We start from the raw sequence: 25304 nt of genomic DNA on the forward strand, positions 1-25304 counted from the left end.
CGAGCCTAAGCGACAGAACTGTAGGCGACGATTCCACGCCGGATGTTATCGAGGGCCTTGCGAGCGGTGCGCCCGACATCGCCGTCAGCGACAACCGACAACTGGTCGAGTAGATCGATTACTTGCTTGGTGACTCGCACGAAGTCACCCGCGGCCATATCGGCGAGGTCGAGAACGGAATCGAGGGTGGCGCCATTGGCCCACCGATACATCGACAGGGCGAGTCCGGTGGCGAGCGGCTGGCTACCGGGAAGCCGGTTGTCGCGCTCGAGGTCATCGAGTTGCGCCCACAGCGTGGAGGTCTTATCGAAAGCCTCGCGGAAGGCACCTCGCGGCAGGTAACGGTCGCCGAGGTCGCCCTCATCGCGACGCGGCTCGTACACCAGGGTGGTAGCCATCGCCGCGAGCGAAGCAGCATCCAGTGTGTTCCAAAAGCCCTGGCGCAGCGATTCAGCGACGAGAAGATCGCGTTCGCCGTAGATGCGGCGCAAGACACGACCGTGTTCGTTGAGGGTCATCTCGCCGTTCTTGCCCGGCTCAATATATTCCAGCTGAGTGAGAACGTCGGTGACGCGGTCGAAAATCTTCGCGACAGCACCTGTGCGGTTCTGAATCTGGCGGCTCAGCTGATCAGTTTCGCGCTTGAGGCGCCACCAGCGTTCGGCCCAACGAGCGTGAGATTCGCGTTCCGGGCACGCGTGGCAATCATGCTTGCGCATTTGATTGCGCAGGTCGCCGAGTTTGCGCTGTCGACGTTCACGTTCGCCGCGGTGACCCGCATCGCCACGGGGCTGAGCCTTCTTCTCAAGGTCGTTGAGTTCGCGGCGGATGCGGGAGTACTCGGCGAAGTCGCCCACGTGGCATTCCATCGACTTGGCATAGCCCTCGAGCGAGTTCTTCTGCGAACGAACCTTGCGCGCGAGGTCGACGACGGCGCGGTCGGCTTGGAATTGCGCGAAGCTCGATTCCAAAATTTCGCGAGTATGTTCGCGACCGAAGAGCTCGATGAGGTTCACCGCCATGTTGTAGGTCGGCTTAAAGCTTGAGTTGAGCGGGTAAGTGCGGCGCGAGGCCAGAGAGGCTACGGCCTGCGGGTCGAGACCATCGACCCATTGGATGACCGAGTGGCCTTCGATGTCGATGCCCCGTCGCCCGGCGCGCCCGGTGAGTTGGGTGTACTCGCCCGGCGTGATCGGCACGCGAGCTTCACCGTTGAACTTTTCGAGTTTTTCCAGCACCACGGTGCGGGCCGGCATATTGATGCCGAGGGCCAGCGTCTCCGTAGCGAAGACTGCCTTCACAAGTTTCTTTTGGAAGAGCTCTTCTACTACCTCTTTGAACGCGGGCAGCAGGCCGGCGTGGTGAGCGGCCACGCCACGTTCGAGACCGCTGAGCCAATCCCAGTACCCGAGAACGGCGAGGTCTTCGTCGAGCAAGGTGCGACAGCGGGCCTCCACGATTTCGCGGATCTCATCGCGTTCCTCGGAGGTCGTTAAGCGAACACCAGCCCGCAACACCTGATTCACGGCCTGGTCGCAGCCCATGCGACTGAAAATGAAGAAGATGGCAGGAACAAGGTTCTTGGACGAGAGCATCGCCACGACATCCGCGCGGTCCATGCGTGTGCGCTGAGGGCGACCACCATAGGATTTCTGGCGGCTGCTCTTACGGCGGTTGCCCACCGACTGGCTGCGGCCACCAAAGCGGGCCATTTGGGCGAGCTCAGGGTTTACGCGGTTGGTCGCGGCGAGTCCAGACGAGTCGAAGAGATCAATCAGTTTCGTGCCGACCAAGACGTGTTGTTCGAGAGGCACGGGGCGCTCTTCAGACACGATCACTTCCGTGTCGCCTCGCACAGCTTGAAGCCAGTCGCCGAACTCTTCGGCGTTCGATACCGTTGCGCTGAGCGAGACCATGCGCACATCGTCGGGAAGGTGGATGATCACTTCTTCCCAGACAGCACCACGGAAGCGGTCACCCAAGAAGTGAACCTCATCCATCACCACGGTGCTGAGGTTCGTGAGTAGGTCAGACTTCGCATAGAGCATGTTGCGAAGAACCTCAGTAGTCATCACGACGATGCGGGCGCCCGCATTCACATTGGTGTCACCCGTGAGCAGGCCGACGGCCTCTGGGCCATATTCGCCGACGAGCTCTTGAAACTTCTGGTTACTCAGCGCCTTCATCGGCGCGGTGTAGAAGACCTTGGGACCATCCAGCTGCATCGCGCGGTAAATGGCGAACTCGGCAATGATCGTCTTTCCTGCACCGGTGGGTGCAGCTACGAGCACACTCTTGTCGGCCTCGACTACTTCGCAGGCCGAGATTTGAAAAGCATCGAGGTCAAAGCGCTGACTAGCGCGGAAGGCTTCGAGTACCGGGTACCCCCGACGCTTCTTCGCCGCGGCGTACCGTTCGGCGGGAGACAGTTCACTCATTGACTACAGCCTAAGCGTTCGGAGTCTAGAGTTCGCTGCTCACGTCAGGGTCAATCAGCGCGGCGCGCTTAGCTGCCCGGCGATCGTGGATCCACGCAATGAAGGCTGCAATGAAGTACAGCATGATCATGGGGATCGCGAGCAGGAACATCGAGATAACGTCAGCAGCGGGCGTAGCGATCGCAGTGAAGACGCAGATGGTCAGGATGGCGATGCGCCACCCTTTGAGAATGGCTGACGCCGAGAGCACACCGACGAGATTCAAGAGCACGACGAATACGGGCAACACGAAAGCGATGCCCACTGACAGCAACAGTTTGACGATGAAGTCGTAGTAGTACTTTGCGTTCAAGTTGGAGAGGTCTTGCTCGCCAGCGAAGCCCAACATCAGCGTGATGATGTTCGGCATGACGTACCAACCGGCGGCGCAACCGGCAAGAAACAACGGAATGGCCGTAGCCAAAAATCCGATGGCGTACTGCTTCTCTTTGCGCACCAGGCCGGGAACGAGAAAAGCCCACACCTGGTAGAGCCACACGGGGCTCGCTGCCACAATCGCAACGGTAAACGCGATCTGCATGCGGATGTCGAATGCCTGCGTCACGGCGTCGTAGTTCAACGCCGCCCCGCGGCCAGATGATTCCGCAATCGTCGTGACTGGTGCGCGAAGCGCATCAATGAAAAAGTCGGCAAAAACAAAGCCAGCAATAGCGGTGACCACAATGGCGATTGCTGAGATGAACAGCCGTCTTTTGAGCTCTACGAGATGCGCACCGAGTGACATCCGTTCTTCACTCTTGGAACGCCACCTCTCGGCGCGAACTGCCATAGGGATTAAGGCTTAGGAGGGGTGTCGCTGTTCGAGTCCGACGGCGAGTCGGTCGGAGCGTCAGAACTGTTCTCGTCTTTCATCGTCTTGACCTCGCTGCGGAAGATGCGCATCGACTGGCCGAGACTACGAGCAAGCCCGGGAAGCTTCGGTGCACCAAAAAGCAGAAGAATGACGACCAAGAGAATGACAAGGTGCCAACCGCTGAGATTGCCGAGCATGGAGAACTTCCTTAAAAATCGAAGGCTGCGTAGGCCAATCATACCTAGGTTGGTCGAGATTGGGCGCACATCGGCGAGTTAGCGGGACGGCTTCTTCTCGCGGCTGAATTCGCCGTGGAACCACCGCCGTGGCTGCGCCCCGAAGCCCATCAATACGTAGTCGGAACGACCGCGATGTTTCGGGTGGTACAGCACGACAGCGGGTTTTTGCAGCAATTGGGTATCCCCCGCGCTCACGATCGCTTTGACTATCACGCGCTCGGTTCCCGCGTTGTCGGTGTAGCGCACCGCGATGCGAGGTAACCGTCGACCGCGGCTCTGAAGACTGCTCGAACCGATGGTTTGAGCGCCCGTTGTAAGAAGGAGTGTACGAATGGTGCGGCGTCGCAGCCAGGTCGCGAACCAGAGCAAGGCGATCAGGATGAAGCCAGCGGCAAAAACCCAGCCCACCTACGACCAGCCCTCTGGCCAGTGCATGATCGACGCATCGCGTTTCGTAATCGTTTTGCCGCGCTCGAGGCGCTGTTCTCGCCGCGCTTCCTTTAGCTCGAGACGCCGGCGTCGCTGGGCCTCGTGCCGGTCACGAATCTCTGCCATTTCAGTGAGAATCGCGATCTGAGGCTTCGAAAGCTTCTCTGATTCCACGTCGAGAATCGCGGTCTTGTCGACGACATCCGACAGGTCGCTCATCAACGCCATCGCCTTGCGGAACAACACCCAAGCCATGAACGCGAGCATGATGAGTAGAGCGAGCACAAGGCCCACCCAGATCAACAGCCACCCCCACCACGCGATCACGATGTCACCTACAGCTCGTCGGCGTACTGCTCGGCGCCAGCCTGTGCCCACCGTGCCACCGCGTCGCGTGCTTCCGGAGGTGAGACAACCGTCACGACGCCCGGCAGGCCAGAGATAAGTCGCTTGAGTCCATGGAAGTGCGGAACGCGAACGGTAGTGCGTACGCGGTCACCCGAGGGCACGCGGGGCGCATCGTCAGCGACGTAGTCCCCCAATAGCCCTATAGCGCTAGCTACTACTTCAATGCTCACTTCGATGTCTTTGTCAGAAGTGTCAAAGAGTGTCTCGGGAAGATTCACATCACCGGCGGTGTGCGTAATCGCCTCAGTAGTCATTGCTGGCTGCGAGATGCGGTCAAGACGGAACGTTCGCACGTCTTCGCGCGAGTGACACCAGCCGCGCACGTACCAGTCGGCATCCACTGATTCGACGCGGAGCGGGTCAATACGACGACGCTCAGACTCGCCGCGCGAATTGCGGTAATCAAACTCGATCTGGGTTCCCGCGGCAACGGATTCACGGATGAGGGCCAGCGTTTCGTCGAGCGCGCTCGATTCCACCGCTACCGCTGTCGGAGCCGCAGAGGCGCCCCGAGACAGCTTGGAGGTGAGCGTAGCGATGGCTTCGCGATCCGCGTGCTCGGGCAGGCTCGAAAGATACTGCAAGCCGGCGATCAAGGCCGATGCTTCGCGGGCGGAGAACCGCGGCGAATCATCGATGGCCACCAGTTGGGTCAATACAATCTGATCGTTGTCTTCGAAGTCATCCCAGGCGATATCAAAGAGGTCGCCCGCTTGATACGTGGCAGTTTCGCCGGGAATACCCGACACCGCGATAAGGCGAACGGCCTCGCGAATCTGCTGCTCAGGAACACCGAAGTGCTTGGCGGCTTCCGCAACGCTGACCCGGTCGCGATCCATCAAATACGGCACGAGAGCGAGCAGGAAGACCAATTTGTCTTGTGCGCGCAGGGGCGGAATCTTGTTAGCCATGGTCTGCCACCGTTCTCGTGAGTCGCTCAATCACTGCAGAGCGCAGGGCGGGTGGGGAGATCGCAACGACCTCGGGACCGAAGCTGGCAAGCTCATCCGCAAAGATGTTCAGATCGGTGAAGTTCACTTCGAGGCGGCAATCCGGGTGCATCACTGCGCCGCGCCGTTTACCGAGGCGGGTGGCCGCGTCCGTTCCGGGCTCTACACGCAAGAGTGCAAGGTTCGACTGCCAGACCTCGTCCAACCCGGCGAGGGCTTGCGCCGTTGCGTCATCGGTGGGGTAATCGAAGGTTTTTTTGGTGCGCTGGATGCCGCTCACCATGCGACGAAGCAAGAACGTCTTGAAGGTGTCCGTTGCAGGATCTTTCGCGTACAGGTGCCATCGCCCTTGATGCTGCACAAGCGCGAGCGGTGCCACGAGACGCGTCGTCGAGGTCTGCTCCCCCGGCTTCAGATACTCGAAGTTCACGAGTACGCGGCGGTCCATGGCTTCGCGCAGTGGCTCAAAAGCCTCATCGCGAACGCGTACTTGGGGCGCGTAGCTCAGAACGGGCTCTGCGGTTTCAATGCCGAGCGACCGCAGCTTCACGATCGCTCGCCGGGACCCCTCAGAGAGCGATCCTTCACGCCACACCATGGCCGCGAGTCCAAGAAGCGTCGACTCTTCTGCCGAGAAGGCGATGTCGTCGGGAAGCTCGTAATCTACGCGCGGGATGCGGTAGCGAAGGTTCTGGTTGTTACCCGCTTGCTCGGGGGGCTCGATTGTTTCGAGCGGCACCCCGAGCTCACGAATATCGTCTTTATCGCGTTCAAACTGTCGCTCAAGATTGGCGTTGTCGCCCGAGTGTACGAACCGCTGGCGATAGCCCTGAACGGTCGACAGAATCTCGCTCTTGGTGAGTCCATTCTCGGTAGAGAGCAACGCCAAAACGAGGCTGAAGAGCCGTTCTTCGTTAGGAACTTTCGGTGCTGGCACGAGTCAAATCCTTTTGTCTCTGACACCCGGCCGTGTCGTGGGTAACGGTTACTGCTCTTGAATTCCGAGGATGTCGAACACGAAGACCAAAGTCGCCCCGCTCGTGACGCCAGTGGGTTCTGTGCCCGGGGCGAAGCCCACATCCGGAGTCAAGACAACGAGAATCTGCGATCCAACGGTCTGGCCGATGAGGGCCTCAGCGAGTCCGGGCGGCAGACCGCTCTCCGACGTCGCGGTGCTCTCGACAAGGAAGGTGCCGGGAACACCCGAGTCCTCCCAGCTGTTGGTGAATGTGGCATCTGCGCCCCACTCGATTCCGCTGACGTGCATGACTGCTGCGTCGCCCTCGGTGATCTTCTCGCCAGAGCCAACCTTGAGGGCAGCGTATTGAAGCTCGGAGGGAGCGTCACCGGTGGGGAAAGTGAAGCCGGGCTGGCCATTCGGAGCCAGGACGATTGCGGGAAGACCGGCCGGAGCAGGCTTACTCACACCATCGGCCTTACCCGGGAAGCGTGATTCTACGTCGCTCACCATAACGATGGCGTCGTCTTCGGCTAGCGGGAGCTGGTTCTGCGCAATGTTCTCGGCACCGAGGATGTCGCCAGCGGCCCCCACAGTGACGATTCGTGAGCCCACATTGGAGCACTGAGCGATCTCACCGAAGATCGGTTCGCGCTCAGTGACGGGAACGCGGAGACCTGCGGTGTCGTGGCCTGTTGAGATGAGCTGGTCACCCGTTGCCGCGTCGTAGATCGTAATTTGAATGGTGGCCACATCGCCGGCACTGAGTTCTTCGCCGTCGCCGACCGTCACGATGGCGTTCTCGAGGTCAGACGCCACGAGAGGCGTGGGAAACTCGGCCTCGGGGTCTGCGCTGAACTCACCCGTAGTGGTGACCAACGCGGCGTTGGCACCAGACGAGTAGATCGGAGTGCAATCCGCAAAACTCAACGGACCATTGGCACAGCCGGCCAACGAAACAACAACTCCGGCACTCACGGCCACTACTGCAAGCTTGCGCACAAACACTCTTTTCATCGACACAGACATCGTCAACACTCTACCGGTCAGTCGTCGCGGCATCGGCCGCTTTTTTCGCTTCGCGGGCGGTCTTTCGCAGGCGCTTGGCGCTGGAATTACGGTCGCCAAGCGCGCCGGGGGTCCAGGCCTCGACATCCTCGTCCTTGAAGTCCGACTTCGAAGCGCGACGCTTGAGCTCGGGAAGAACGGAACCGGGGGCGAGACGGCGGGCCGTCATCAAGAAGCCGGTGTGGGCAACCATGCGGTGATCGGGGCGTACCGCCAGTCCTTCGACGTGCCAGCCACGCACCATGGTCTCGCTGGAGTCTGGTTCGGTGAAGAGCTCAGTGGAACGGATGGCTTCAGCGACGCGCGACAGTTGGGTCACGGTGGCGATGTAGCAGAGCAGTACACCGCCCGGAGTGAGAGCTTCAGCACACTCCTCGATGCACTCCCAGGGGGCGAGCATGTCGAGCACAACGCGGTCGACCGAGCCCGGTTCAACGGATGCTGGCAGCTGCTCCTGAAGATCACCAACGGTGACCGACCAGTTGTCCGGCTTCGCGCCCAAGAATGCCTGAACGTTGGACTGTGCAATCTCAGAGAACTCTTCACGACGTTCGAAGGAATTCAGCGTGCCGCTTGGCCCGATGGCGCGCAGTAGCCACAGCGACAATGCACCCGAACCAACGCCGGCCTCGACAACATGAGCGCCGGGGAAGATGTCGGCTTGCCCGATGATCTGCGCTGCGTCCTTCGGGTAGATGATCGCGGCGCCGCGCGGCATCGACATGACAAAGTCGGTGAGCAGCGGGCGCATCGCCAAATATTCGATGTCGTTCGTGCTGACGACGACACTGGCATCCGGCTGCCCGATGATCAGATCGTGGCTCAGCACGCCGCGGTGCGTGTGGAACGCTCCCCCAGCTTCGAGCGTCACGGTGTTGAGGCGACCCTTCGGGCCAGTCAGTTGAACGCGGTCTCCCTCGCGAAAGGGGCCGCTCTGTCGTCGGAATACGTCGCTCATCGCGTGGTCACCTTTGCGTGAAGTTCGGAGAGATGGTCAAGAGTTCGGCCTTCGAGAGTTGGCCACAGTACGTGGGTTTTCTCTTCGGGAATGTCAACCATAAAGGGCACGCCGATTACGGTGGCGCCCGAGGCGTAGGCAGACGAGGCGCCGGGGGGCGAATCTTCGATCGCCACACACTCGGAGATCTCGACGCCGAGCGCGGCTGCGCCCATATGGTAAGGCTGCGGGTGAGGCTTAGCGTGCTCGACGTCATCACCCGTGACCACGGCATCGAAGCCGTGGAAGCCAAGGTTTTCTACGACATGCTGAGCCATGCGGCCGATCGACATCGTGACGAGAGCGGTCGGGATTCCCGATTCACGCAGCTCCGTGAGTAGTTCGCGTGCACCCGGGCGCCACGGAATACCGAATTCCTTGAGCTGAGCCATGACGCTGTCGGTGAGTTGATCAACAATCACCTGCGCGTCGAGGGTCACGCCCTTGGTTTGCATCACACGGGCAGACTCTAAAAGTCCATTGCCGACACACGACATGGCATCCTCATGGGTCCACTCGCCGCCGAAGGATTCAACGACCCTTATCTCGGCCGAAATCCAATAAGGTTCTGAGTCAATGAGCGTGCCGTCCATGTCCCACAGGACGGCCGCTGGAGTGGAGTGAGTCACAACGCACCATCGTAGTTCTATCCTTGACTAAGCGACATTCGTGGCATGCACCCCAAGGAGACCTGTGACTAACACCCCATTTGCGAACGGACGACTCCTCGTCGTTGCCTTCGAGGGGTGGAATGACGCCGGAGAAGCGGCCAGTGGCGCAGTGCGATCGCTCAAGGAGCAGCTCGACGTTTATCCCATCTCTGAGGTCGACCCCGAAGAGTACTTCGATTACCAGTTCAATCGCCCCGTGCTCTCCCACGACGACGATGGCAATCGGGTGCTTACGTGGCCTTCAGTCACGATGTACGGCCCCTCACAACCCAATGCCGGTCGCCCCGAGAGCATTGCGGCGGATGCCGAATTGCAGTTGAGCGCCAACAATCAATCGAATATTTACCTTCTGCTCGGCACAGAGCCGTCGCGTTCGTGGAAGGCTTTCGCGCGCGACATCCTCGAGACCGTCGTCGATAACGGAATTACCTCGATCGTCTTTCTGGGGGCGATGCTCGCCGACGTGCCACACACACGGCCGATTTCGGTGTTCACGTCGAGCGAGAACGCCGAGGTTCGCGCGGCTCTCGGTATTGAGCGCAGCACGTATGAAGGGCCCGTTGGCATTCTGTCGGTATTGGGGCAGGCGGCAGAAGCCAGCGGCATCACCACGATCTCGATCTGGGCATCCGTGCCGCACTACGTGCACAACGCCCCGTCACCCAAGGCCACGCTCGCGCTCATCGACAAGCTCGAAGAAATCGTGGATGTCGTGATTCCGCGTGGCGAGCTCGTCACCGACGCCGCGGATTGGGAAACCGGCATCGATGCTCTTGCGGGCGAAGACGAAGACATGTCGTCGTACATCGAGCAGTTAGAGAAAGCCCGCGACACCGTCGATTCGCCGGAAGCCAGTGGTGAAGCGATCGCTCAAGAGTTTGAAAAGTACCTCCGTCGTGGCGACGACAAACCCGACCAGGGTGCCGCTGGCGACGAACCGTGGCGGGGCAAGGACTAACGCCACCCTCACGATCGTTCGTTGGTGAGCCCGCGATCTCAGGCCAGCGATCGTCGTGACTAAACGGGCTGGATGACGCCGAGCGACAACAGCACGAAGAGCGCGACGCCTAGAACAACGCGATAAATCACGAACGGCAAGAACGACCGCTTCTCGATGTAGCGCATGAGGGCTGCAATTACGACGTAGCCGACGACGAATGCAATCACTGTGGCGACGGCGGTTTCGGCGTAAGTGAAAACCTGAGTTGGTTCACCGAAGCTGTGCACGAGTTCATACAGTCCACTGCCGAAGACTGCGGGGATGGCAAGCAAGAATCCGAACCGAGCTGCCGCAGGCCGCGTGTAGCCGAGCGCGAGACCTGCCGTCATCGTTGAACCCGAGCGCGACACGCCAGGAACCAGCGCGAGCATTTGCGCGAGGCCAATCGTGATGCCGTGGCCGTACGTCATTTCTTCGAGTGCGCGAGTGCGCTTACCGAGGTAATCAGCGATACCCAAGATGATGCCAAAGACTATGAGCACGGTCGCGACGAGCCAGAGCGAGCGGAACGTTGAACGGATGTATTCCTGGGCGAAATAGCCCACGAGCACGATCGGGATGGTTCCGAGAATCACGAGCCAGCCGAGGCGAACATCCGGATGGTTCTTGTCGATTACTTCGCCGTGAGCGCCTCCGCTACTGCGAAATTGCTGAAACCAGCGGCTCAGAATGCGTGCAATGTCCTTGCGGAAGTAGAGGATGACAGCGAGCTCGGTGCCCAACTGGGTGATTGCCGTGAATGTCGCGCCGGGGTCGCTCGCGGAGGGCAAAAACTCACCCATAATGCGCAAATGGGCGCTCGACGAGATGGGAAGAAACTCCGTGAGGCCCTGAACAAGCCCGAGAATAATGGCCTCGATAAAACCCATGGAGCGCTCCCGATCAGCTAAGAACTAGTACTTGAGAAGCAGGTCTCCCAAGACCTGCCTGCCAAAGACTAGTGCGTCGAGCGGTACCCGCTCATCCACGCCGTGGAACATGCCCGGGAAGTCGATTTCCGGAGGCAGCTGGAGGGGCGCGAAACCGTAGCCCGTGATGTCGAGCAGCTTGAGTGCTTTGTTGTCGGTGCCACCCGACATCAAGTACGGCAGCACGGGGGCTCCGGGGTCGAAGACTCCTAAGCTGTTGACCATCGCGTCGACCAGAGGGCCGTCAAAACTGGTTTCGAGCCCAATGTCGCGGTGCATCATCTCGATCTCGATCTCATCCGGCAGCAGCGCGCGCACTTGGGCGAGCACCTCATCCTCCTCGCCAGGAAGGGTGCGGATGTCGACGAGGGCCTCAGCGACATCGGGAATCACGTTGTGCTTGTAGCCGGCATTCAGCAGCGTGGGGTTGCTGGTGGTGCGCAGCGTGGCCTGCAAGAAGCCGGAAGCGGTGCCCGTAGCGAGAATCAGCTGGTCGGGGCCGACCTCTTCGGGATCAATGTTGAGAATGCGTGACAGCTCAGAAATGAGGAGCGTCGTGGTGTCGGTGAGGCGGACAGGCCATTCCTGGCGGCCAATAATCGCGATTGCTTCGGCGAGCTTGGTGACCGCGTTATCGCTGATCACGCGCGAACCGTGGGCAGCCATGCCGCGGGCGGTCAGCTTGATCCACATGAGCGCCTTTTCTCCTGTCTGAAGGAGATACGCGCGCTGACCTTGAAGGTCGACCGAATAGCCGCCAACTTCACTAATGGCTTCTGTCGCACCCGCAAACACTTCGGGGTGCTTCTGAACCATGAAGTGTGACCCGAATTCGCCGCCATTTTCTTCGTCAGCGAAGAACGCGATCGTGAGGTCACGAGCGGGGCGCTTGCCGGCGCCCAAAATGTCGCCGAGAGCGGTGACGATCATGGCATCCATGTTCTTCATGTCCACCGCGCCACGGCCCCACAGAAGGCCGTCTTGAATGACTCCCCCGAAAGGATCAACGGACCAGTTCTTGGGATCTGCGGGCACGACATCGGTGTGGCCGTGCAGAATCAAGCCGGGGCGCTCGGCGGCGTGAGGGGCCGATGACTCAGTCTCGTAGCTTCCCTCTACCTTGGCGATCACCGTGGTGCGCCCCTCAGCAGCATTGAAGTACTGGGTAGTGAGACCCATGTCTTCGAGCAGTGCGCCCAAGTATTCGGCGGCTACCGTCTCGCCGTTCGATCGACCCTCCCCGTAGTTGGAAGTATCGAATCGGATGAGATCTTGCGCGATGCGCGCGGTGCGCTCAAGTTCTGGCTCAGAAGTCATAAGGCCACGCTAGCCGTCTCGCCAGCAAAAATCTGCACGCCACGGCAGGCGAAAAAGGGCTTCGCGGGGGTCATGAAAGCGATGTGTGTTTTGGCACTCAAAAAGGGTGCTATTCTCTTATCTCGGCGGTGCTCCTAGAGCGCCGCAGATGCGCGCGGATGGCGGAATTGGTAGACGCGCTAGCTTGAGGTGCTAGTGCCCGAAAGGGCGTGGGGGTTCAAGTCCCCCTTCGCGCACAGCGAATGATTCGGACACCGAATCAGTAAGAAAAGTAAAGGCCGACAGTCAGATTTATCTGGTTGCCGGCCTTTACTTGTTTAAGCTGTTCGTGCGATTTCTTTCGCAATCCGGCCTCTCGTGCCTTGGCTGCTAGTTGGCTGGGATCCTTACGATCGTGAAAGTTAACGATGTATCGTTAACTATCGGCGAGGCCACGCGTGCCCCGCATTCACCGATAGGAGGATCAGCATGAATAACTCATTCGGAACCAGCGGCCACAACTCGCGCCGCTCCTTCTCAGACGCTTTCGATACGGCGGGCCAAGGCCTGTGGGACGCTCTCGATAACGTGCGCTCAGAATTCGAGCGTCGCGTAGCGCCGCGCATGGGCCGTGGAGACGTTCGCGTCGCCATCCTGTCGCTGCTCGCCGAAGAGTCGATGCACGGCTACCAGATCATTCGTGAGATCGACAAGCGCAGCAACGGTGCGTGGAAGCCCAGCCCCGGCTCGGTCTACCCCACACTTCAGTTGCTCGCCGACGAGGGACTGATCGAAGCTCACGAGGCGGAAGGCAAGAAGACCTACACGCTCACTGAAAAGGGTCATGACGAGGCACAGGCTGCTCGACCCGCTCCGTGGAAAGACGCGGACGCGCCGGGAACGACGCGGCCCACAGCTCTCCCCCGGTCCGCAGCCAAACTCGCGGAAGCAGTCGTGCCCATTATGCGCACCGGCACCCCGGAGCAGATCGATGACGCCATCACGATCATTGATGATGCGCGACGTAAGCTGTACGCAATTCTCGCTCAGGACTGATCGGACCCGCCGCACCGTCGGCTCAAGGGAGATGTAATGACCGACACCCGACAGCTGCGCGCCCGCTACCGGCGGATTCTGCGCTTCGCTGCCCGGTACATGGTTCTGGAGTGGTGGTTCGAGCTTGTGCTGCCGCGCTTCGGACTGGAGCGGATCGCTGCTCGGCGTCGTCTTGCTCGCGCGGCTCGCATCGCGCGCAACTTTCACGGGCTAGCCGTTGACCTGGGCGGTCTCATGATCAAGGTCGGTCAGTTCATGTCATCGCGCCTCGATGTGCTGCCGGGTGAAATCACCCGAGAGCTTGAGGGGTTGCAGGATGAAGTGCCCGCCGTCGACTTCGCACTGATTAGAGAGAGCGCCGAGCGTGAGTTGGGTTTGCCGCTGGAGCGCGCATTCGCGCGGTTTGATCCCACGCCGGTTGCTGCGGCATCCTTCGGTCAAGTTCACCGTGCCCGCTTGACTGATGCCGAGGCCAGTGACGTCGGTTTTGCGGATGTCGTTGTCAAGGTGCAGCGTCCAGGCATTGCCGACATCATTGACGTCGACCTCGCCGCGCTGCGCCGCGTCGCAGCGTGGCTGAGCCGTGTGCGCTTCGTGTCGAGCAGAGTAGACCTCCCCGCGCTGTTGGAAGAGTTCGCGATTATCAGTCTGCGCGAAATTGACTACCTCAATGAGGGCAGCAACGCTGAACGCTTTGCCGAGAACTTTGCCGAGGATGCTCGAGTGCAGGCGCCCGAAGTGGTGTGGGAGCGCTCGACTCGTCGCATCCTGACCCTCGCTGACGCCACCGCGATCAAGATCAACGATCATGAGCGACTGCGTGCAGCGGGAATTGATCCCGCAGAAGTCGCAGATGAGCTGTCGCGGGCGATGTTCGAGCAGCTCTTCATGCACCGTTTCTTTCACGCTGACCCGCATCCGGGCAACATCTTTGTGACACCGGCCGATCCCCAGCGCGCCGACTCCTCGACGCCCGAGTGGACGCTCACGTTCATCGACTTCGGGATGATGGGCGAGGTTCCCGAAAACCTCAGCCGCGGTCTTCAGCGCCTCATCATTGCTGCCGCAGCGCGCGACGCCCCGGGACTGGTCGCCAGCGTGCGCGACATGGGAATCCTGCTGCGCAGCGCGGAGACAGCGCCGCTCGAACGAGCCATGGGTGAACTCTTCGATCGTTTCGGCGGCATGGGCTTCACCGAACTGCAGCAGGTCGACCCTCAGGAGTTCCGAGCGTTCGGCAACGAATTCAGTGAAGTTGTGCGCACGATGCCGTTCCAGCTCCCTGAAAACTTTCTGCTGATCATCCGGGCGGTCTCTGTCACGTCGGGTGTTGCGAGCGACCTCAACCCCGCTTACAACGTGTGGACCGCGATCGAGCCCTTCGCGGCACGACTAGCGCGAGACGAAGGCGGCGGCACTGTACGGGAGTTCGCCAAACAGGCGCTCTCCTCGGCCGGCCTCATTCTTCGGTTACCGCAACAACTCGAGAGTGTCGCAACGCTCATGCAGCGAGGCCAGTTGGCGGTCGAGACGCCCAGTGCCGATAAGCGACTTCGAGCAATCGAACAGCTCGTGCGTCGGGTGCTGTCTTCCATCCTGTTCACCGCACTCCTTATCGGCGGCATCTTGTTGCGCCCTACCGACCCCACCGTGGGGCTCATTCTGATGATCGCCTCCGCGTTGCCACTGGCTCACGCACTCTTCGCCGGAGTATTCGCTCGAAACCGCCTCTTCTAGCCGATCAGCCAGAGCGCCCCGCAGGTGCACGGGGCATGTGCTGCACCGGCTGAGAGTCACCCATGAATCTGTGGGATCGGCTATCGTGGAAAAAGGTTCGCGCTCCTGTGCTGCCAACCACCCTTGTCTAGTCGGAGAACAACCGACTCGTAGTCGGCAGTGTTGCTGGCGTATAGCCGTGCCGGATAACCAGGTGCTCGGCTCACATCACATCACATCGTCAGTCGCGCATTCTCGCGGCTCCTTGAGTAGGAGAACCTCATGGCCATCACGCAAGCGAATCGCGCCGACCGTTATCGAGCGGAGCCCTCCGTCATGACGGCCCTCCGCACTCCCCGTATCCTCACTCGCGAAGTGCTTGCCGGGCTTGTGGTGGCACTCGCGTTGATCCCCGAAGCAATCTCGTTCTCGATCATCGCCGGAGTTGACCCTCGGGTTGGCTTGTTCTCCTCGTTTGTGATGGCCATCTCCATCGCGTTCCTCGGTGGACGTCCCGCCATGATCACCGCCGCCACGGGAGCCATCGCTCTTGTCGTGGCCCCGGTCGCTCGTGAGTTCGGCATGGACTACCTGATCGCCACCGTCATCCTGGGCGGATTGCTTCAAGTATTGCTTGGCGTATTGGGCGTCGCGAAGCTCATGCGCTTCATCCCGCGCAGCGTAATGCTCGGCTTCGTCAATTCGCTCGCCATCCTCATTTTCATGGCTCAGCTCGAGCACCTCTTCCACGTGCCGTGGATGGTGTACCCGCTCGTCGCTGTCGGTCTTGTGATCATGGTGCTGATGCCGCGCTTCACCAAGGTGATCCCCGCTCCTCTGGTAGCTATCGTGCTGTTGACGATTGTTACCGTCACCTTCGCGATCGCAGTCCCGACCGTCGGCGATCAGGGCGAGCTCCCCCGCAGCCTGCCTGAGCTGTTCATCCCTAACGTCCCATTGACGTGGGAGACGCTGCAAATCATCGGCCCGTTCGCTATCGCGATGGCACTCGTTGGTCTTCTCGAGTCGTTGTTGACTGCCAAGCTCGTGGACGACATCACCGACACCCACTCGCGCAAAACCCGCGAGGCCTGGGGCCAAGGTGTTGCCAACGTACTCTCCGGCCTGTTCGGCGGAATGGGCGGTTGCGCAATGATCGGCCAGACGATGATCAACGTGAAGACTTCGGGTGCTCGCACGCGTATTTCGACGTTCCTCGCGGGTGTCTTCCTGCTCATCCTCGTCGTCGTTCTCGGCGATGTCGTTGCGATCATCCCCATGGCGGCCCTCGTCGCCGTCATGATCATCGTGGCTGTCTCGACCTTCAACTGGCACAGTGTGAGCTGGTCCACGCTCAAGCGCATGCCAAAGAGCGAGACGACCGTCATGGTCGCGACAGTGATCGTCGTCGTCGCCACCGAAAACCTCGCAATCGGCGTTCTTGTCGGCGTCGTCGTTGCCATGGTCGCCTTCGCGCGTCGAGTGGCTCACTTTGCCACTGTCGAGCGCACGCTGCCCGAAGACGAAGCAGTGCCGACCGCGTACTACCGCGTCAATGGAGAACTTTTCTTCGCTTCGAGCAACGACCTCACCACCCAGTTCGAGTACACGGATGACCCCGACCGCGTGATTATCGACATGTCGAACTCGCACATCTGGGATGCCTCGACGGTGGCCGCGCTCGACGCGATTACGACAAAGTACGAGCGCCTCGAGAAGCGCGTGATCCTGATCGGCATGAACGAAGCCAGCCAGTACATGCACGAGCGTCTCGCGGGAAACTTGGGCGGCGAAGGCTAGCTAGCCTCACCACAGAGAGCCACAACGACGAAGAGGGGCGCAGCGAAAGCTGCGCCCCTCTTCATCGTTAGTGAGAGAATGTCTCGGCGGGTGACACCGTGGACTTATGCGTATTCGTGGAGCCGTAAGACGCGGTTACCAAGATCGGTAGGTGGTCTGAGGAACCGCGCGGCATCGTTTCTACGCCTTCGATCGTGAACCCTTGAGAGGTGACGAAATCGAAATGACCGCGGAAAAATTTGTAGTTCGTATACGTGGTGCGGTCGCTCAATGACAGGTCATAGCCGGTCTTATTAACGCGCTGCGTAAGCCCATCTTTGAACAGCGGATAGTTGTAGTCGCCGAGCATCAGCATGGGCGCACCCTCGCCAAGTTCGGCGAGCATCCCGTGAGCGGCTTTGATCTGGTTGCGGCGCAGCGAATTAAGTGCCGTCAGCGGTGCCGCGTGGAACGACGCGACGACAAGCTCATGGCCGGTCTCGCGATCCACGAGTTGGGAGCCGACGAGGCGTTCCGTCGTGGGCGTGAAAACCCGGTCGTGAAGCGACTTTTTGAGTTCGAATGCTTGGCTCTTGCGATGCTCATAGCGGTCGCGACGGTAGTACACCGCGAGCCCTAGGCGATTATTTTTTGTGGAGTCAGCGAGATGCAAGTTGCCGATTTCTTCGGGCAGCTGGGTAGAGATCGCCTCTTGGAGGCACAGCACGTCGAGGTCGGGGGTGTGCGAGAGAGCCTCGAGCTCCGACGCCGCCTTGTGTTTGCGGAGGTTGTAGCTAATTGCGCGAATCACGAACCGATAACCCTCTTTCTTAAGAGAAAACTAGCCTATGTTCCATGGGTGAAAACTGGCCGAGACTGGCGATTAGAAAGCAAACGTACAGGAATCCCGACGGCCAGAACAACGACACCAACGGCGATGCCGACGAAAGGGACCGTAGCGACCAGCAGCAAACACGCGATCGCGCCGAGGATGTTTACTGCACGCGGGACACGACGCTGTGATGCCGGCTGCGTGTACGCCGCCACGTTCGCGACGAAGTAGTACAACAGCACTCCGAATGAGGAGAAGGCGATCGCCCCACGCACGTCGGCGATCAGAACGATGACGATCACCAGCGCAGCGATAGCGAGTTCTGCGCGGTGGGGCACCGAAAATGTCGGATGCACTGCATCCAGCCACCGTGGCAGATCGCGTGTGCGCGCCATGGCGAGCGTGGTGCGCCCAATGCCCGCCATGAGCGCGAGTAGTGCTCCCAGCGAGGCGAGAGCGGCCGTTATTGCCACGAGGGCCGATGAGTCGCCCCATCCCGCAGCTGACAGCAGATCGCTGATCGGTGCCCGAGAGGTCGCTAGCGCGTCGGGGCCGAGCACCGTCAGGAGGGTTGCCCCGGCCGCCGCGTAGAGAACCGCTGCAATGGCGAGGGCTCCCATAATGGCGCGAGGGATGGCGCGCTGAGGATTGCGTACTTCCTCCCCCAGCGTGGCGATGCGAGCGTAGCCCGCGAAAGCAAAGAAGAGGATGCCCGCCGACTGCAGAACTCCGTAGGCCTGGGGCGCCCCTGATTCTGCCGGCACGGCCGGCGGGCTCGTCGAGGTGTCACCGGCGATCAAGGCCAACACCATGACACCGATCAGAACGGCGACGACGATCACGACGATGACCTTGGTCGCTGCCGCGGTACGGCTTATTCCGCGCAGATTGACCATGGTCACGATAACGACGGCCAGCACGGCGACTAGCTTCTCAGAGCCTGCGGGCGCAATATACGCGGCACAGATCAGCGCCATGGCTGCACAGCTTGCGGTCTTGCCGACCACGAATGACCAGCCCGCGAAGAATCCCCACCAGGGGCCAAGACGTTCGCGCCCGTAGACATATGTGCCACCGGCCACCGGATAGACCGCCGCTAGCTGCGCACTCGCCGAGGCATTGAGCCACGCCACGAGAGCCGCGATCGCCAGCCCGATGAGTAACCCCGAGCCCGCAGCGAGAGCGGCCGGCGCGAAGGCGGCGAAGACGCCAGCACCAATCATCGAACCCAGTCCGATCACGGTGGCGTCGAAGACGCTGAGCCGTCGTGCCAGCGGGGCAGTGGTCTTCACGTGCACACCCTACTCCCACGAAGAATCGTGAACGTTGAACACGGAGAGATTGCGATGAACGATCGATAAAGAGGGGGTGAACCGCAAACCGCTATTCGACGAAACGGATGCCGCTAGCGAGTCGTGTGCGCACGTCGAAGAGTTCGTTGCCGCCAATGTCGCGCCCGCGGCCGAGCTCGGGGCCGGTGCGAAGTAAGTGCGCGAGCACGCTCTGCCGCACGACAACGGCGGGTTGCCCCTTGACCGTTCCGAGTGAGATCTGGGGTTGAGCTAGCGCGTCGTCGGGCACCACGATCACGAAACAGGTGAAGTTGACCTTCAGCTGGCGGCTGATCGACTTGGCCCGCGCGGCCAGCTCGTGCATGGGTTTCTCCGGTGCGACGGCGGGGCCGATGAGTTCGCCACGGCGAACCTTTACTTCGCCACCAAAGTCTTCGGAGAGCATCGCGAAAAGGCCAGTCGGCCCCAGCACGATGTGGTCGAGCTTGCGCTCCGGTGGTCCCGTCGACACGTCGTGCCAGATCGTGTAGCCAATGCCCAGATTGCTCACCGTGCGGGCAGTAGCTTCTTCGGCCAGAGCATCCGCGAGCGTGCGTCGAATTTCGCGCGGAGCGCTACGAACGAGGGCGGGGTCGTAGGGGTCGTCGAGCGTGACACCTCGACCGACCCACTCGCGCATGCTGTCGAGAAAACGTTCGCGACGCCAGCCTCCCGGATGCCCGTGGGTGCGGGCGCGTGGGCGCGAGTCTTCGCGCGCTGCCGTCGACGGTCGTGAAGAGAAGGGCGAAGAACCTGCCGGGGTGCTGTGCGCGCCCGTACGTGAACCGGCATCGTAGCGACGACGCTTCTCTGGGGTGCCCACGCGATCCCACGCATCCTGAACGGCAGCGAACTTGGTCGGATCTCCCCCGGTGTCGGGATGCGTTTCTCGAAGTGCTCGACGGAACGCCTTCTTGAGCTCGACTTCGGTCGCCGATGCCTGAACACCAAGTACGTCGTACGCACTCGCTGACATGGGGCTATCGGGCATGAACTCACTCTCGGTGTACCGCGCGAAGCGCGAGTGCAGAAACTCCCACTTTAGCGAACGTCGCTGGCAACTTTCGGGATGTCGTGGGCGGGCGCTCAGACTGTGGGCGTAGTTTTAAAGCGTGACCGAACTCCGAAATATTCCCCTCACCACTATTGATGGCAGCGAAACGACGCTGGCCGATTATCAAGACAAAGTGGTGCTCATCGTCAACGTGGCATCGCGTTGTGGCCTTTCGCCGCAGTACGAGCAGCTAGAGCAGCTTCAGAAGACCTACGGAGACCGTGGTTTCACAGTTCTCGGATTTCCCAGCAACCAGTTCTTGCAGGAACTGGGCAGCGAAGATGCCATCAAGGAATACTGCACGATGACGTGGGGTGTCACGTTTCCGATGTTTGAAAAGGTCAAGCTCAATGGCAAGTCAGCTCACCCGCTGTACGCCGAGTTGAAGAAGACCGCCGACGGTGCAGGTAAGGCGGGCCGGGTCGCGTGGAACTTTGAAAAGTTCTTGGTGACGCCCGGCAACGAAGTGAAGCGTTTCCGCCCGACTGTCGTTCCGGATGATCCGGCCATCGTCGGTGCAATTGAAGCTGCCCTTCCCGCCTAGGCTAGAGAGTTATGGCTACAGACTTTATTCATGAGAAGGATGCTGCCCGTTACGTCATGAACGTCGACGGCGCGCTTGTCGCTGTGGCGGATTACCGCACCAACGGAAGCTCCATCTCGTTTAATCACACGTATACGCAGCCCGCTCATCGGGGAAAAGGTTATGCCGCTGAGCTCGTGAAGTTCGCGGTCGATGACGTCGAAGCGAATTCGTCACTGCGTGTGTTGCCGATGTGCTGGTACGTTGCTGAGTGGTTTGATCGCAACCCTGAGCGGGCTGAACTGCTGTCTCGCTAACGCCGCCCCACTTTGGCGCCGCTTTTACACCGAGGCGCTGTGCCAGGCCGCGCGGGCGGCATCCGCTACTTCTGACGTTGTAACTGCACCAAAAGCTCGGGACCGCGATTGTCGAGCATCGTTCCGCCGACGCGCACGCCAATGACGAGAAAGACACTGCTCAATACGAGCGCGACGGCTAGCGCTACCCATCCGAGGGCTTCGTTGAAAGTGGCGAACCCCACCAGTGCGATCACCATTTCGGGCAGCGCGAGTACGGCGAGAGCCGTCCACGACGCGAACATCGACAGCATTAGGGTGAATCCACCGCCTGGCCGGGCCTTGAAGGGGTTCTCGCCCGGAGCCGGAACCGAGAACGCGAAACGCCCTGACACGAGCGACGACAGCGCGAGCCCGGTGACGAGCAGACCGAGCGAGATGCCGAGCATTCCCACCAGGCGGTCTCCGCTATCGCTGATCCACACGCTTGCCACCGTCAGGATGATGGTCGTGGGTACTGCGAACACGCTCACCGCGATCACTCGTCCCCAGCGGTCGGCGCGCCCGCTCACAGCCGTTTGCAAGTGCAAACTGAAGGCTGTGTTGTCGTAGGAGACATCGGTGTAGATGGACATCCCGAGTAACACCGCGACGATCGGGCCAACGAAGAGCAGTCCGCTGAGATCGCCACTGGCTCCGGTGTAGAAGAAGACGATCGCTGGCACGAGCGGAACGCTGATGAGCGACTGCGCATAGCGAGGGTCGCGTGCCCAGTACGTCAGCGACCGGGCCGCAACGGCACCTGTCGGAGTTCCCGAAAACACCGCAAACCAGCCCAATCCGCGTCGGGCTCCCCCGGTGGCCGTTGAGACGGCGGGACGTTCGAGCGCGCGGTCGAGAGCCCAGCGCCAGACAGCGGTGGATGCCACCAGAGTCGCGATACCGACGAGGGCGTGGAGTGCAGCGAGTCCGGGGCGCCCCGTAGCGAGATCGCCGGGGACCGCCCAGATGGCGCCGAATGGAGTCCAGGAAACGACATCCGAAATGATCGGCAGCAGGGAACGGAATTCGCGAAAGAGGGTCGACACCGCCAAGATCGCTGGGCCGAGCAGCAGCAACGGGATGAGTACGAGAACCGTTTTTGCTTCTCGAGCGCGGCGCCCCGACGAGATGCGCACCGTAAGCGCAGCGAGCATCCGAGAGCCCACAACGCACGTGAGGGCACCGATAACTGCGCAGACCACGGCAACGACGGCGATCGCCGGCGTGTGCCACCAGACGAGGCTCGTCGCTAGAGCGGCCAACGTCGTGATGATGCCGGGTACGCCAAGCACGCCGCTGATGGCGAGGGCGAGCAGTAGCGTCGGGATGGGGATCGGGAAGGTCGCTAACTTCGCGGGTTCGACGGTCTCGTCGATACCTGAACTCAGGAGGGGCAAGAAGGTCCAACCCAGAACGAGCACCGCGCCACCTAAGACCGTTACGGTGCGGCCCAATTCCTCGGAGGCAGCGCTCAGAAAGAGGAGGCCGACGACGGCGAGGAACAGCATGGCGAGGCCATACATGGTGCCCAGCCCTACAGCGACCGCTTGCCACGGGCTGCGGGACAGGGAATTGGCGAGCAGCCGAAAGCGCAGCCTTATGAGATGCGCAACCATTCCGGGCCCTTTCCGTGACGGCGGCCACCGACGAGCTCGACGAATCGATCTTCGAGCGTGGACGACCCGCGCACTTCATCCGTTGTTCCGGATGCCAGCACTCGCCCATCGGCGATGACGGCGACATGGTCGCACATCCGTTGCACGAGGTCCATGGCGTGGCTCGACACGATGACCGTGCCACCGGACTCCACGAAGCCATGCAAAATGTCACGGATATTGGCGCCAGAAACCGGATCGACTGATTCGAACGGTTCGTCGAGTACGAGCAATTGGGGCGCGTGAATCAGTGCACAGGCCAAAGCAATCTTCTTAGTCATGCCGGCTGAATAGTCCACGACGAGCGTTCCGCTGACGGAGTCGAGGTCGAAGAGGTCGAGGAGATCGGCAGCGCGTTCGGCCACGACAGTGCGTTCCATCCCACTCAAGAGGCCAGCGTAAGTGACAAGTTGGAGTCCAGTAAGGCGATCAAAGAGTCGCACGCCATCGCTCAATACGCCGATCCGTCGTTTGGCGTCAACCAGATTGCTCCAGACATCGAGCCCGTGAACGGAGACCGAGCCGGCGTCTGGCCGCAGTAAACCAGTGGCCATAGAGAGCGTGGTCGTTTTGCCAGCTCCATTAGGGCCGACGAGGCCAAAGAACGAGCCGCGAGGCACGGTGAGGTTTACGGAATCAACCGCAAGCTTCTCGCCAAAGCGCTTCGTCAGTCCAGTGATTTCAAGCGCGGGGGCAAGGGGCGGGTTTTCGGGCACAGGTCTACCCTAAAACCGAACTGCGCTCAGAGCGTGGAACGCCGCAGAATCTGTGACGATAACCAGCTACTAGAGTCGAGGGGACGCGATTTTTTCGACATCGCGAGCTCCACGAAAGGGTGTCATGACGATTACTGCTGCTGCTGATGGCTCCGCGCTCGGCAACCCCGGCCCGGCTGGATGGGCGTGGTACGTCGACGACAACACGTGGGCTGCCGGTGGCTGGGATCATGCCACCAACAACCAAGGCGAGCTCATGGCCGTGCTGCAACTGTTTCGCGCAACGGCGCACGTTGATGATGACCTTCTTATCCTGTGCGACAGCCAATACGTGATCAACTCTGTGACCAAGTGGATGCCCGGCTGGAAGAAGAAGGGCTGGCGCAAAGGCGACGGCAAGCCCGTCATGAACGTTGATCTCATCAAGCAGATCGATGAAGCCATTACGGGTCGTCGCTACCGCTTCGAATGGGTGCGCGGGCACGTGGGGCATCCGCTTAACGAAGCCGCCGATGTGCGGGCTCGAGGCGCAGCCGAAGCGTTCCAACGCGGAACGGTATGCCCCGTCGGACCTGGCTACCCCGGTGCCTCGGCCACGGATGCAAGCCTGCCCGGCGCAGCGGACGAGATCGCTCCCCTGTTCTAGAGTGCGGTGCTGTCGCGGGGGAATCCGCGCGACAGCACCGACGCAATCACACTGCGTGACAGCGTAGGGATCTACTCCGGCGCGAAGAACGCCGCGATTGCGTTGCTGAGCGCGATTGGGTCGGCGACGCCACACATTTCACGCGCTGAGTGCATGGAGAGCAGCGGCAAACCAACATCAATGGTGCGAATGCCAAGCCGCGTAGCGGTGATCGGGCCGATCGTGGATCCACAAGGCATGTCGTTGTTAGAAACGAATTCTTGGTACTCGACGCCCGCTTGGCGGCAAGCGCGAGCCCACTCTGCGGCGCCGGGGCCATCAGTGGCGTAGCGCTGGTTGGCGTTGATCTTGAGAAGTGGTCCCCCGCCCAGGCGCGGACGGTTAGCGGGATCGTGGCGCTCCGGGTAGTTGGGGTGTGCAGCGTGACCGGCATCAGACGAGAGGCACCATGACTCGGCGACAGCGCGCATTCGATCAGTTTCAGAACCGCCAAGACCGGCGCTAATGCGCGCGATGAGGTCGGCCAGGAACGGCCCACCGGCACCCGATCGTGAGGCCGAGCCAATCTCTTCGTGATCGAAGGCAACGAACAGTGGAATCTGGTCGAGCTTCGTGTCGAGCCCCAGAAGTGCGACGAGACCTGCGTGCACTGACGACAGATTGTCGAGGCGTCCGGAGGCAAAGAGGGCGTCATCGAGACCGAAGACGGCGGGAGCAGCGGTATCGGCGACAACGATGTCATAGCCGTCGATGTCATCCGCCGAGCGGTTAGTGGCTTTAGACGAGAGGATGGACGCGAGGTGGCCGAGCACGTCAGCGTCGTCGCGTTCGCCGAGACCAAACATCGGGTTCATGTGCGCTTGACGCTTGAGCGTGAGCTTGTCGTTCACACCGCGATCCAAGTGAATGGCCAACTGCGGGAACCGCAAGAGCGGGCCGGTACGCACGATTTCAGTGCTGCCGTCGCGGAAGGTGACTCGTCCCGCAAATTCGAGCTCTCGGTCAAGCCACGAGTTGAGTAGCGGGCCACCGTAGATCTCGACGCCAGCCTGCAATACGCCTTCCGAGCCGGTCGTGGGCTTCGGCTTCAGCTTAAAACTCGGCGAGTCGGTGTGAGCCCCAAGGATGCGGAATGGCGTCGTGCCGACAGCCTTAGTCGGCTGAACCCAAGCTGCGATTGCACCATCACGAATGACGAAGTACTTAGCCGCCTTGCGGGTGCGCGAGCCGTTCCAGTCATCGGCTTCATGAAGCTGGGTGAAACCAGCCTCGCGCAAGCGGCGAGCGGCTTCGGCTACCGCATGAAACGACGACGGCGAAGCGGCGACAAAAGAAGCAAGATCATGGACGTGGTTCAGGGCAGCAGTCATGCGCCTATTCTCGCACCCCTCGTCGAGCCTTTCCTGCCGTAGTGCGTGTCGCCGCCGCGCCTGCACCGGCGGC

Annotated in this window: 25 protein-coding genes and 1 tRNA gene; 8 read left to right on the forward strand and 18 right to left on the reverse strand. The window is 60.9% G+C overall.

From position 1 onward, the window contains the following. Positions 1-5: 5 nt before the first annotated feature. The 10 genes from ACWTV3_RS00980 to ACWTV3_RS01025 all read right to left on the reverse strand — a co-directional run bounded on the left by ACWTV3_RS00980 (position 6) and on the right by ACWTV3_RS01025 (position 8969). Complete coding sequence (locus tag ACWTV3_RS00980) at positions 6-2438, reverse strand: DEAD/DEAH box helicase (RefSeq protein ID WP_498476445.1); 2433 nt, start codon at positions 2436-2438, stop codon at positions 6-8. A 25-nt stretch (positions 2439-2463) separates the two neighbouring features. Next, positions 2464-3222 (reverse strand): twin-arginine translocase subunit TatC, encoded by a 759-nt coding sequence (gene tatC / locus ACWTV3_RS00985; protein WP_498476446.1) that lies wholly within the window; start codon positions 3220-3222, stop codon positions 2464-2466. Positions 3223-3272: 50 nt separating this feature from the next. Continuing rightward, entirely contained in the window at positions 3273-3488 is a 216-nt protein-coding gene (gene tatA, locus ACWTV3_RS00990; protein ID WP_498476447.1) for a Sec-independent protein translocase subunit TatA, read from the reverse strand. A gap of 78 nt (positions 3489-3566) precedes the next feature. Then, entirely contained in the window at positions 3567-3938 is a 372-nt protein-coding gene (locus ACWTV3_RS00995) for a hypothetical protein (protein ID WP_498476448.1), read from the reverse strand. After that, on the reverse strand, positions 3939-4286 hold the full coding sequence (locus ACWTV3_RS01000) for a hypothetical protein (protein WP_498476449.1): 348 nt from the start codon (positions 4284-4286) through the stop codon (positions 3939-3941). 8 nt (positions 4287-4294) lie between these two features. Further along, the gene (locus ACWTV3_RS01005; protein ID WP_498476450.1) at positions 4295-5278 is read right to left on the reverse strand and encodes a helix-turn-helix transcriptional regulator; all 984 of its coding nucleotides are present in this window, start codon (positions 5276-5278) and stop codon (positions 4295-4297) included. Next, entirely contained in the window at positions 5271-6254 is a 984-nt protein-coding gene (locus ACWTV3_RS01010; RefSeq protein ID WP_498476451.1) for a helix-turn-helix transcriptional regulator, read from the reverse strand. The genes ACWTV3_RS01005 and ACWTV3_RS01010 overlap by 8 nt, the downstream gene beginning before the upstream one ends. Positions 6255-6302: 48 nt before the next feature. Next, positions 6303-7304, reverse strand: a complete 1002-nt coding sequence (locus tag ACWTV3_RS01015; RefSeq protein ID WP_498476452.1) for an FKBP-type peptidyl-prolyl cis-trans isomerase — start codon at positions 7302-7304, stop codon at positions 6303-6305. 10 nt (positions 7305-7314) lie between these two features. Further along, the gene (locus ACWTV3_RS01020; protein ID WP_498476453.1) at positions 7315-8301 is read right to left on the reverse strand and encodes a tRNA (adenine-N1)-methyltransferase; all 987 of its coding nucleotides are present in this window, start codon (positions 8299-8301) and stop codon (positions 7315-7317) included. Beyond that, positions 8298-8969 carry an HAD family hydrolase gene (locus tag ACWTV3_RS01025; RefSeq protein WP_498476454.1) on the reverse strand — a complete coding sequence of 224 codons (672 nt, stop codon included), beginning with the start codon at positions 8967-8969 and terminating at the stop codon, positions 8298-8300. Before ACWTV3_RS01025 ends, ACWTV3_RS01020 begins: the two co-directional genes overlap by 4 nt. Before the next feature lie 64 nt (positions 8970-9033). On the opposite strand from ACWTV3_RS01025, the gene ACWTV3_RS01030 reads away from it, so the two are divergent. Beyond that, a complete protein-coding gene (locus tag ACWTV3_RS01030) occupies positions 9034-9969 on the forward strand; it encodes a proteasome assembly chaperone family protein (protein WP_498476455.1) in 936 nt (311 codons plus the stop codon). A gap of 59 nt (positions 9970-10028) precedes the next feature. Here the strand turns inward: ACWTV3_RS01030 and ACWTV3_RS01035 are convergent, their stop codons facing one another. Continuing rightward, on the reverse strand, positions 10029-10880 hold the full coding sequence (locus ACWTV3_RS01035; RefSeq protein ID WP_498476456.1) for an undecaprenyl-diphosphate phosphatase: 852 nt from the start codon (positions 10878-10880) through the stop codon (positions 10029-10031). 24 nt (positions 10881-10904) lie between these two features. Continuing rightward, positions 10905-12236 carry a M20/M25/M40 family metallo-hydrolase gene (locus ACWTV3_RS01040; protein ID WP_498476457.1) on the reverse strand — a complete coding sequence of 444 codons (1332 nt, stop codon included), beginning with the start codon at positions 12234-12236 and terminating at the stop codon, positions 10905-10907. 152 nt (positions 12237-12388) lie between these two features. Between ACWTV3_RS01040 and ACWTV3_RS01045 the strand changes: the two genes are divergently transcribed. The 4 genes from ACWTV3_RS01045 to ACWTV3_RS01060 all read left to right on the forward strand — a co-directional run bounded on the left by ACWTV3_RS01045 (position 12389) and on the right by ACWTV3_RS01060 (position 16787). Beyond that, positions 12389-12472, forward strand: a tRNA-Leu gene (locus ACWTV3_RS01045). A gap of 232 nt (positions 12473-12704) precedes the next feature. Beyond that, positions 12705-13271, forward strand: coding sequence for a PadR family transcriptional regulator (locus ACWTV3_RS01050; RefSeq protein WP_498476458.1), 567 nt, complete (start codon positions 12705-12707; stop codon positions 13269-13271). A gap of 36 nt (positions 13272-13307) precedes the next feature. Continuing rightward, positions 13308-15008, forward strand: coding sequence for an ABC1 kinase family protein (locus ACWTV3_RS01055; RefSeq protein WP_498476459.1), 1701 nt, complete (start codon positions 13308-13310; stop codon positions 15006-15008). A 261-nt stretch (positions 15009-15269) separates the two neighbouring features. Next, entirely contained in the window at positions 15270-16787 is a 1518-nt protein-coding gene (locus ACWTV3_RS01060; RefSeq protein WP_498476460.1) for a SulP family inorganic anion transporter, read from the forward strand. A 67-nt stretch (positions 16788-16854) separates the two neighbouring features. On the opposite strand, the gene ACWTV3_RS01065 is transcribed toward ACWTV3_RS01060, so the two are convergent. The 3 genes from ACWTV3_RS01065 to ACWTV3_RS01075 form a co-directional block, all read right to left on the reverse strand. After that, on the reverse strand, positions 16855-17574 hold the full coding sequence (locus ACWTV3_RS01065) for an endonuclease/exonuclease/phosphatase family protein (protein ID WP_498477923.1): 720 nt from the start codon (positions 17572-17574) through the stop codon (positions 16855-16857). Between the two features lie 38 nt (positions 17575-17612). After that, positions 17613-18890, reverse strand: coding sequence for an APC family permease (locus ACWTV3_RS01070; protein WP_498476461.1), 1278 nt, complete (start codon positions 18888-18890; stop codon positions 17613-17615). A gap of 91 nt (positions 18891-18981) precedes the next feature. Then, positions 18982-19920, reverse strand: coding sequence for a J domain-containing protein (locus tag ACWTV3_RS01075; RefSeq protein WP_498476462.1), 939 nt, complete (start codon positions 19918-19920; stop codon positions 18982-18984). A gap of 121 nt (positions 19921-20041) precedes the next feature. Between ACWTV3_RS01075 and ACWTV3_RS01080 the strand changes: the two genes are divergently transcribed. Both ACWTV3_RS01080 and ACWTV3_RS01085 read left to right on the forward strand, forming a co-directional pair. Then, positions 20042-20527: a glutathione peroxidase gene (locus ACWTV3_RS01080; RefSeq protein WP_100389024.1), complete on the forward strand. Its 486-nt coding sequence runs from the start codon at positions 20042-20044 to the stop codon at positions 20525-20527. A gap of 11 nt (positions 20528-20538) precedes the next feature. After that, positions 20539-20823 (forward strand): GNAT family N-acetyltransferase, encoded by a 285-nt coding sequence (locus ACWTV3_RS01085; protein ID WP_341619968.1) that lies wholly within the window; start codon positions 20539-20541, stop codon positions 20821-20823. A 65-nt stretch (positions 20824-20888) separates the two neighbouring features. Here the strand turns inward: ACWTV3_RS01085 and ACWTV3_RS01090 are convergent, their stop codons facing one another. Both ACWTV3_RS01090 and ACWTV3_RS01095 read right to left on the reverse strand, forming a co-directional pair. Next, positions 20889-22460: a transporter gene (locus ACWTV3_RS01090; protein ID WP_498476463.1), complete on the reverse strand. Its 1572-nt coding sequence runs from the start codon at positions 22458-22460 to the stop codon at positions 20889-20891. Next, a complete protein-coding gene (locus tag ACWTV3_RS01095) occupies positions 22442-23215 on the reverse strand; it encodes an ABC transporter ATP-binding protein (protein WP_100389022.1) in 774 nt (257 codons plus the stop codon). The genes ACWTV3_RS01090 and ACWTV3_RS01095 overlap by 19 nt, the downstream gene beginning before the upstream one ends. 124 nt (positions 23216-23339) lie before the next feature. Here ACWTV3_RS01095 and ACWTV3_RS01100 point away from each other — a divergent pair, with 124 nt between their 5' ends. Next, positions 23340-23861 (forward strand): RNase H family protein, encoded by a 522-nt coding sequence (locus tag ACWTV3_RS01100; protein ID WP_100389021.1) that lies wholly within the window; start codon positions 23340-23342, stop codon positions 23859-23861. A gap of 71 nt (positions 23862-23932) precedes the next feature. On the opposite strand, the gene ACWTV3_RS01105 is transcribed toward ACWTV3_RS01100, so the two are convergent. Beyond that, positions 23933-25231 carry a M18 family aminopeptidase gene (locus ACWTV3_RS01105; protein WP_498476464.1) on the reverse strand — a complete coding sequence of 433 codons (1299 nt, stop codon included), beginning with the start codon at positions 25229-25231 and terminating at the stop codon, positions 23933-23935. Positions 25232-25304: the final 73 nt, after the last annotated feature.

The sequence above is a fragment of the Salinibacterium sp. AL4.1 genome (assembly GCF_059767305.1).

Excerpts from the sequence above, each read along its gene's own strand:
- ACWTV3_RS01075 (WP_498476462.1), bottom strand. The coding sequence starts at position 19,920 with ATGCCCGATAGCCCCATGTCAGCGAGTGCGTACGACGTACTTGGTGTT.
- ACWTV3_RS01040 (WP_498476457.1), bottom strand. The coding sequence starts at position 12,236 with ATGACTTCTGAGCCAGAACTTGAGCGCACCGCGCGCATCGCGCAAGAT.
- ACWTV3_RS01060 (WP_498476460.1), top strand. The coding sequence starts at position 15,270 with ATGGCCATCACGCAAGCGAATCGCGCCGACCGTTATCGAGCGGAGCCC.
- ACWTV3_RS01035 (WP_498476456.1), bottom strand. The coding sequence starts at position 10,880 with ATGGGTTTTATCGAGGCCATTATTCTCGGGCTTGTTCAGGGCCTCACG.
- tatA (WP_498476447.1), bottom strand. The coding sequence starts at position 3,488 with ATGCTCGGCAATCTCAGCGGTTGGCACCTTGTCATTCTCTTGGTCGTC.
- tatC (WP_498476446.1), bottom strand. The coding sequence starts at position 3,222 with ATGTCACTCGGTGCGCATCTCGTAGAGCTCAAAAGACGGCTGTTCATC.
- ACWTV3_RS01050 (WP_498476458.1), top strand. The coding sequence starts at position 12,705 with ATGAATAACTCATTCGGAACCAGCGGCCACAACTCGCGCCGCTCCTTC.
- ACWTV3_RS01005 (WP_498476450.1), bottom strand. The coding sequence starts at position 5,278 with ATGGCTAACAAGATTCCGCCCCTGCGCGCACAAGACAAATTGGTCTTC.
- ACWTV3_RS01105 (WP_498476464.1), bottom strand. The coding sequence starts at position 25,231 with ATGACTGCTGCCCTGAACCACGTCCATGATCTTGCTTCTTTTGTCGCC.
- ACWTV3_RS01020 (WP_498476453.1), bottom strand. The coding sequence starts at position 8,301 with ATGAGCGACGTATTCCGACGACAGAGCGGCCCCTTTCGCGAGGGAGAC.
- ACWTV3_RS01090 (WP_498476463.1), bottom strand. The coding sequence starts at position 22,460 with ATGGTTGCGCATCTCATAAGGCTGCGCTTTCGGCTGCTCGCCAATTCC.
- ACWTV3_RS00980 (WP_498476445.1), bottom strand. The coding sequence starts at position 2,438 with ATGAGTGAACTGTCTCCCGCCGAACGGTACGCCGCGGCGAAGAAGCGT.
- ACWTV3_RS01085 (WP_341619968.1), top strand. The coding sequence starts at position 20,539 with ATGGCTACAGACTTTATTCATGAGAAGGATGCTGCCCGTTACGTCATG.
- ACWTV3_RS01055 (WP_498476459.1), top strand. The coding sequence starts at position 13,308 with ATGACCGACACCCGACAGCTGCGCGCCCGCTACCGGCGGATTCTGCGC.
- ACWTV3_RS01015 (WP_498476452.1), bottom strand. The coding sequence starts at position 7,304 with ATGTCTGTGTCGATGAAAAGAGTGTTTGTGCGCAAGCTTGCAGTAGTG.
- ACWTV3_RS01100 (WP_100389021.1), top strand. The coding sequence starts at position 23,340 with ATGACGATTACTGCTGCTGCTGATGGCTCCGCGCTCGGCAACCCCGGC.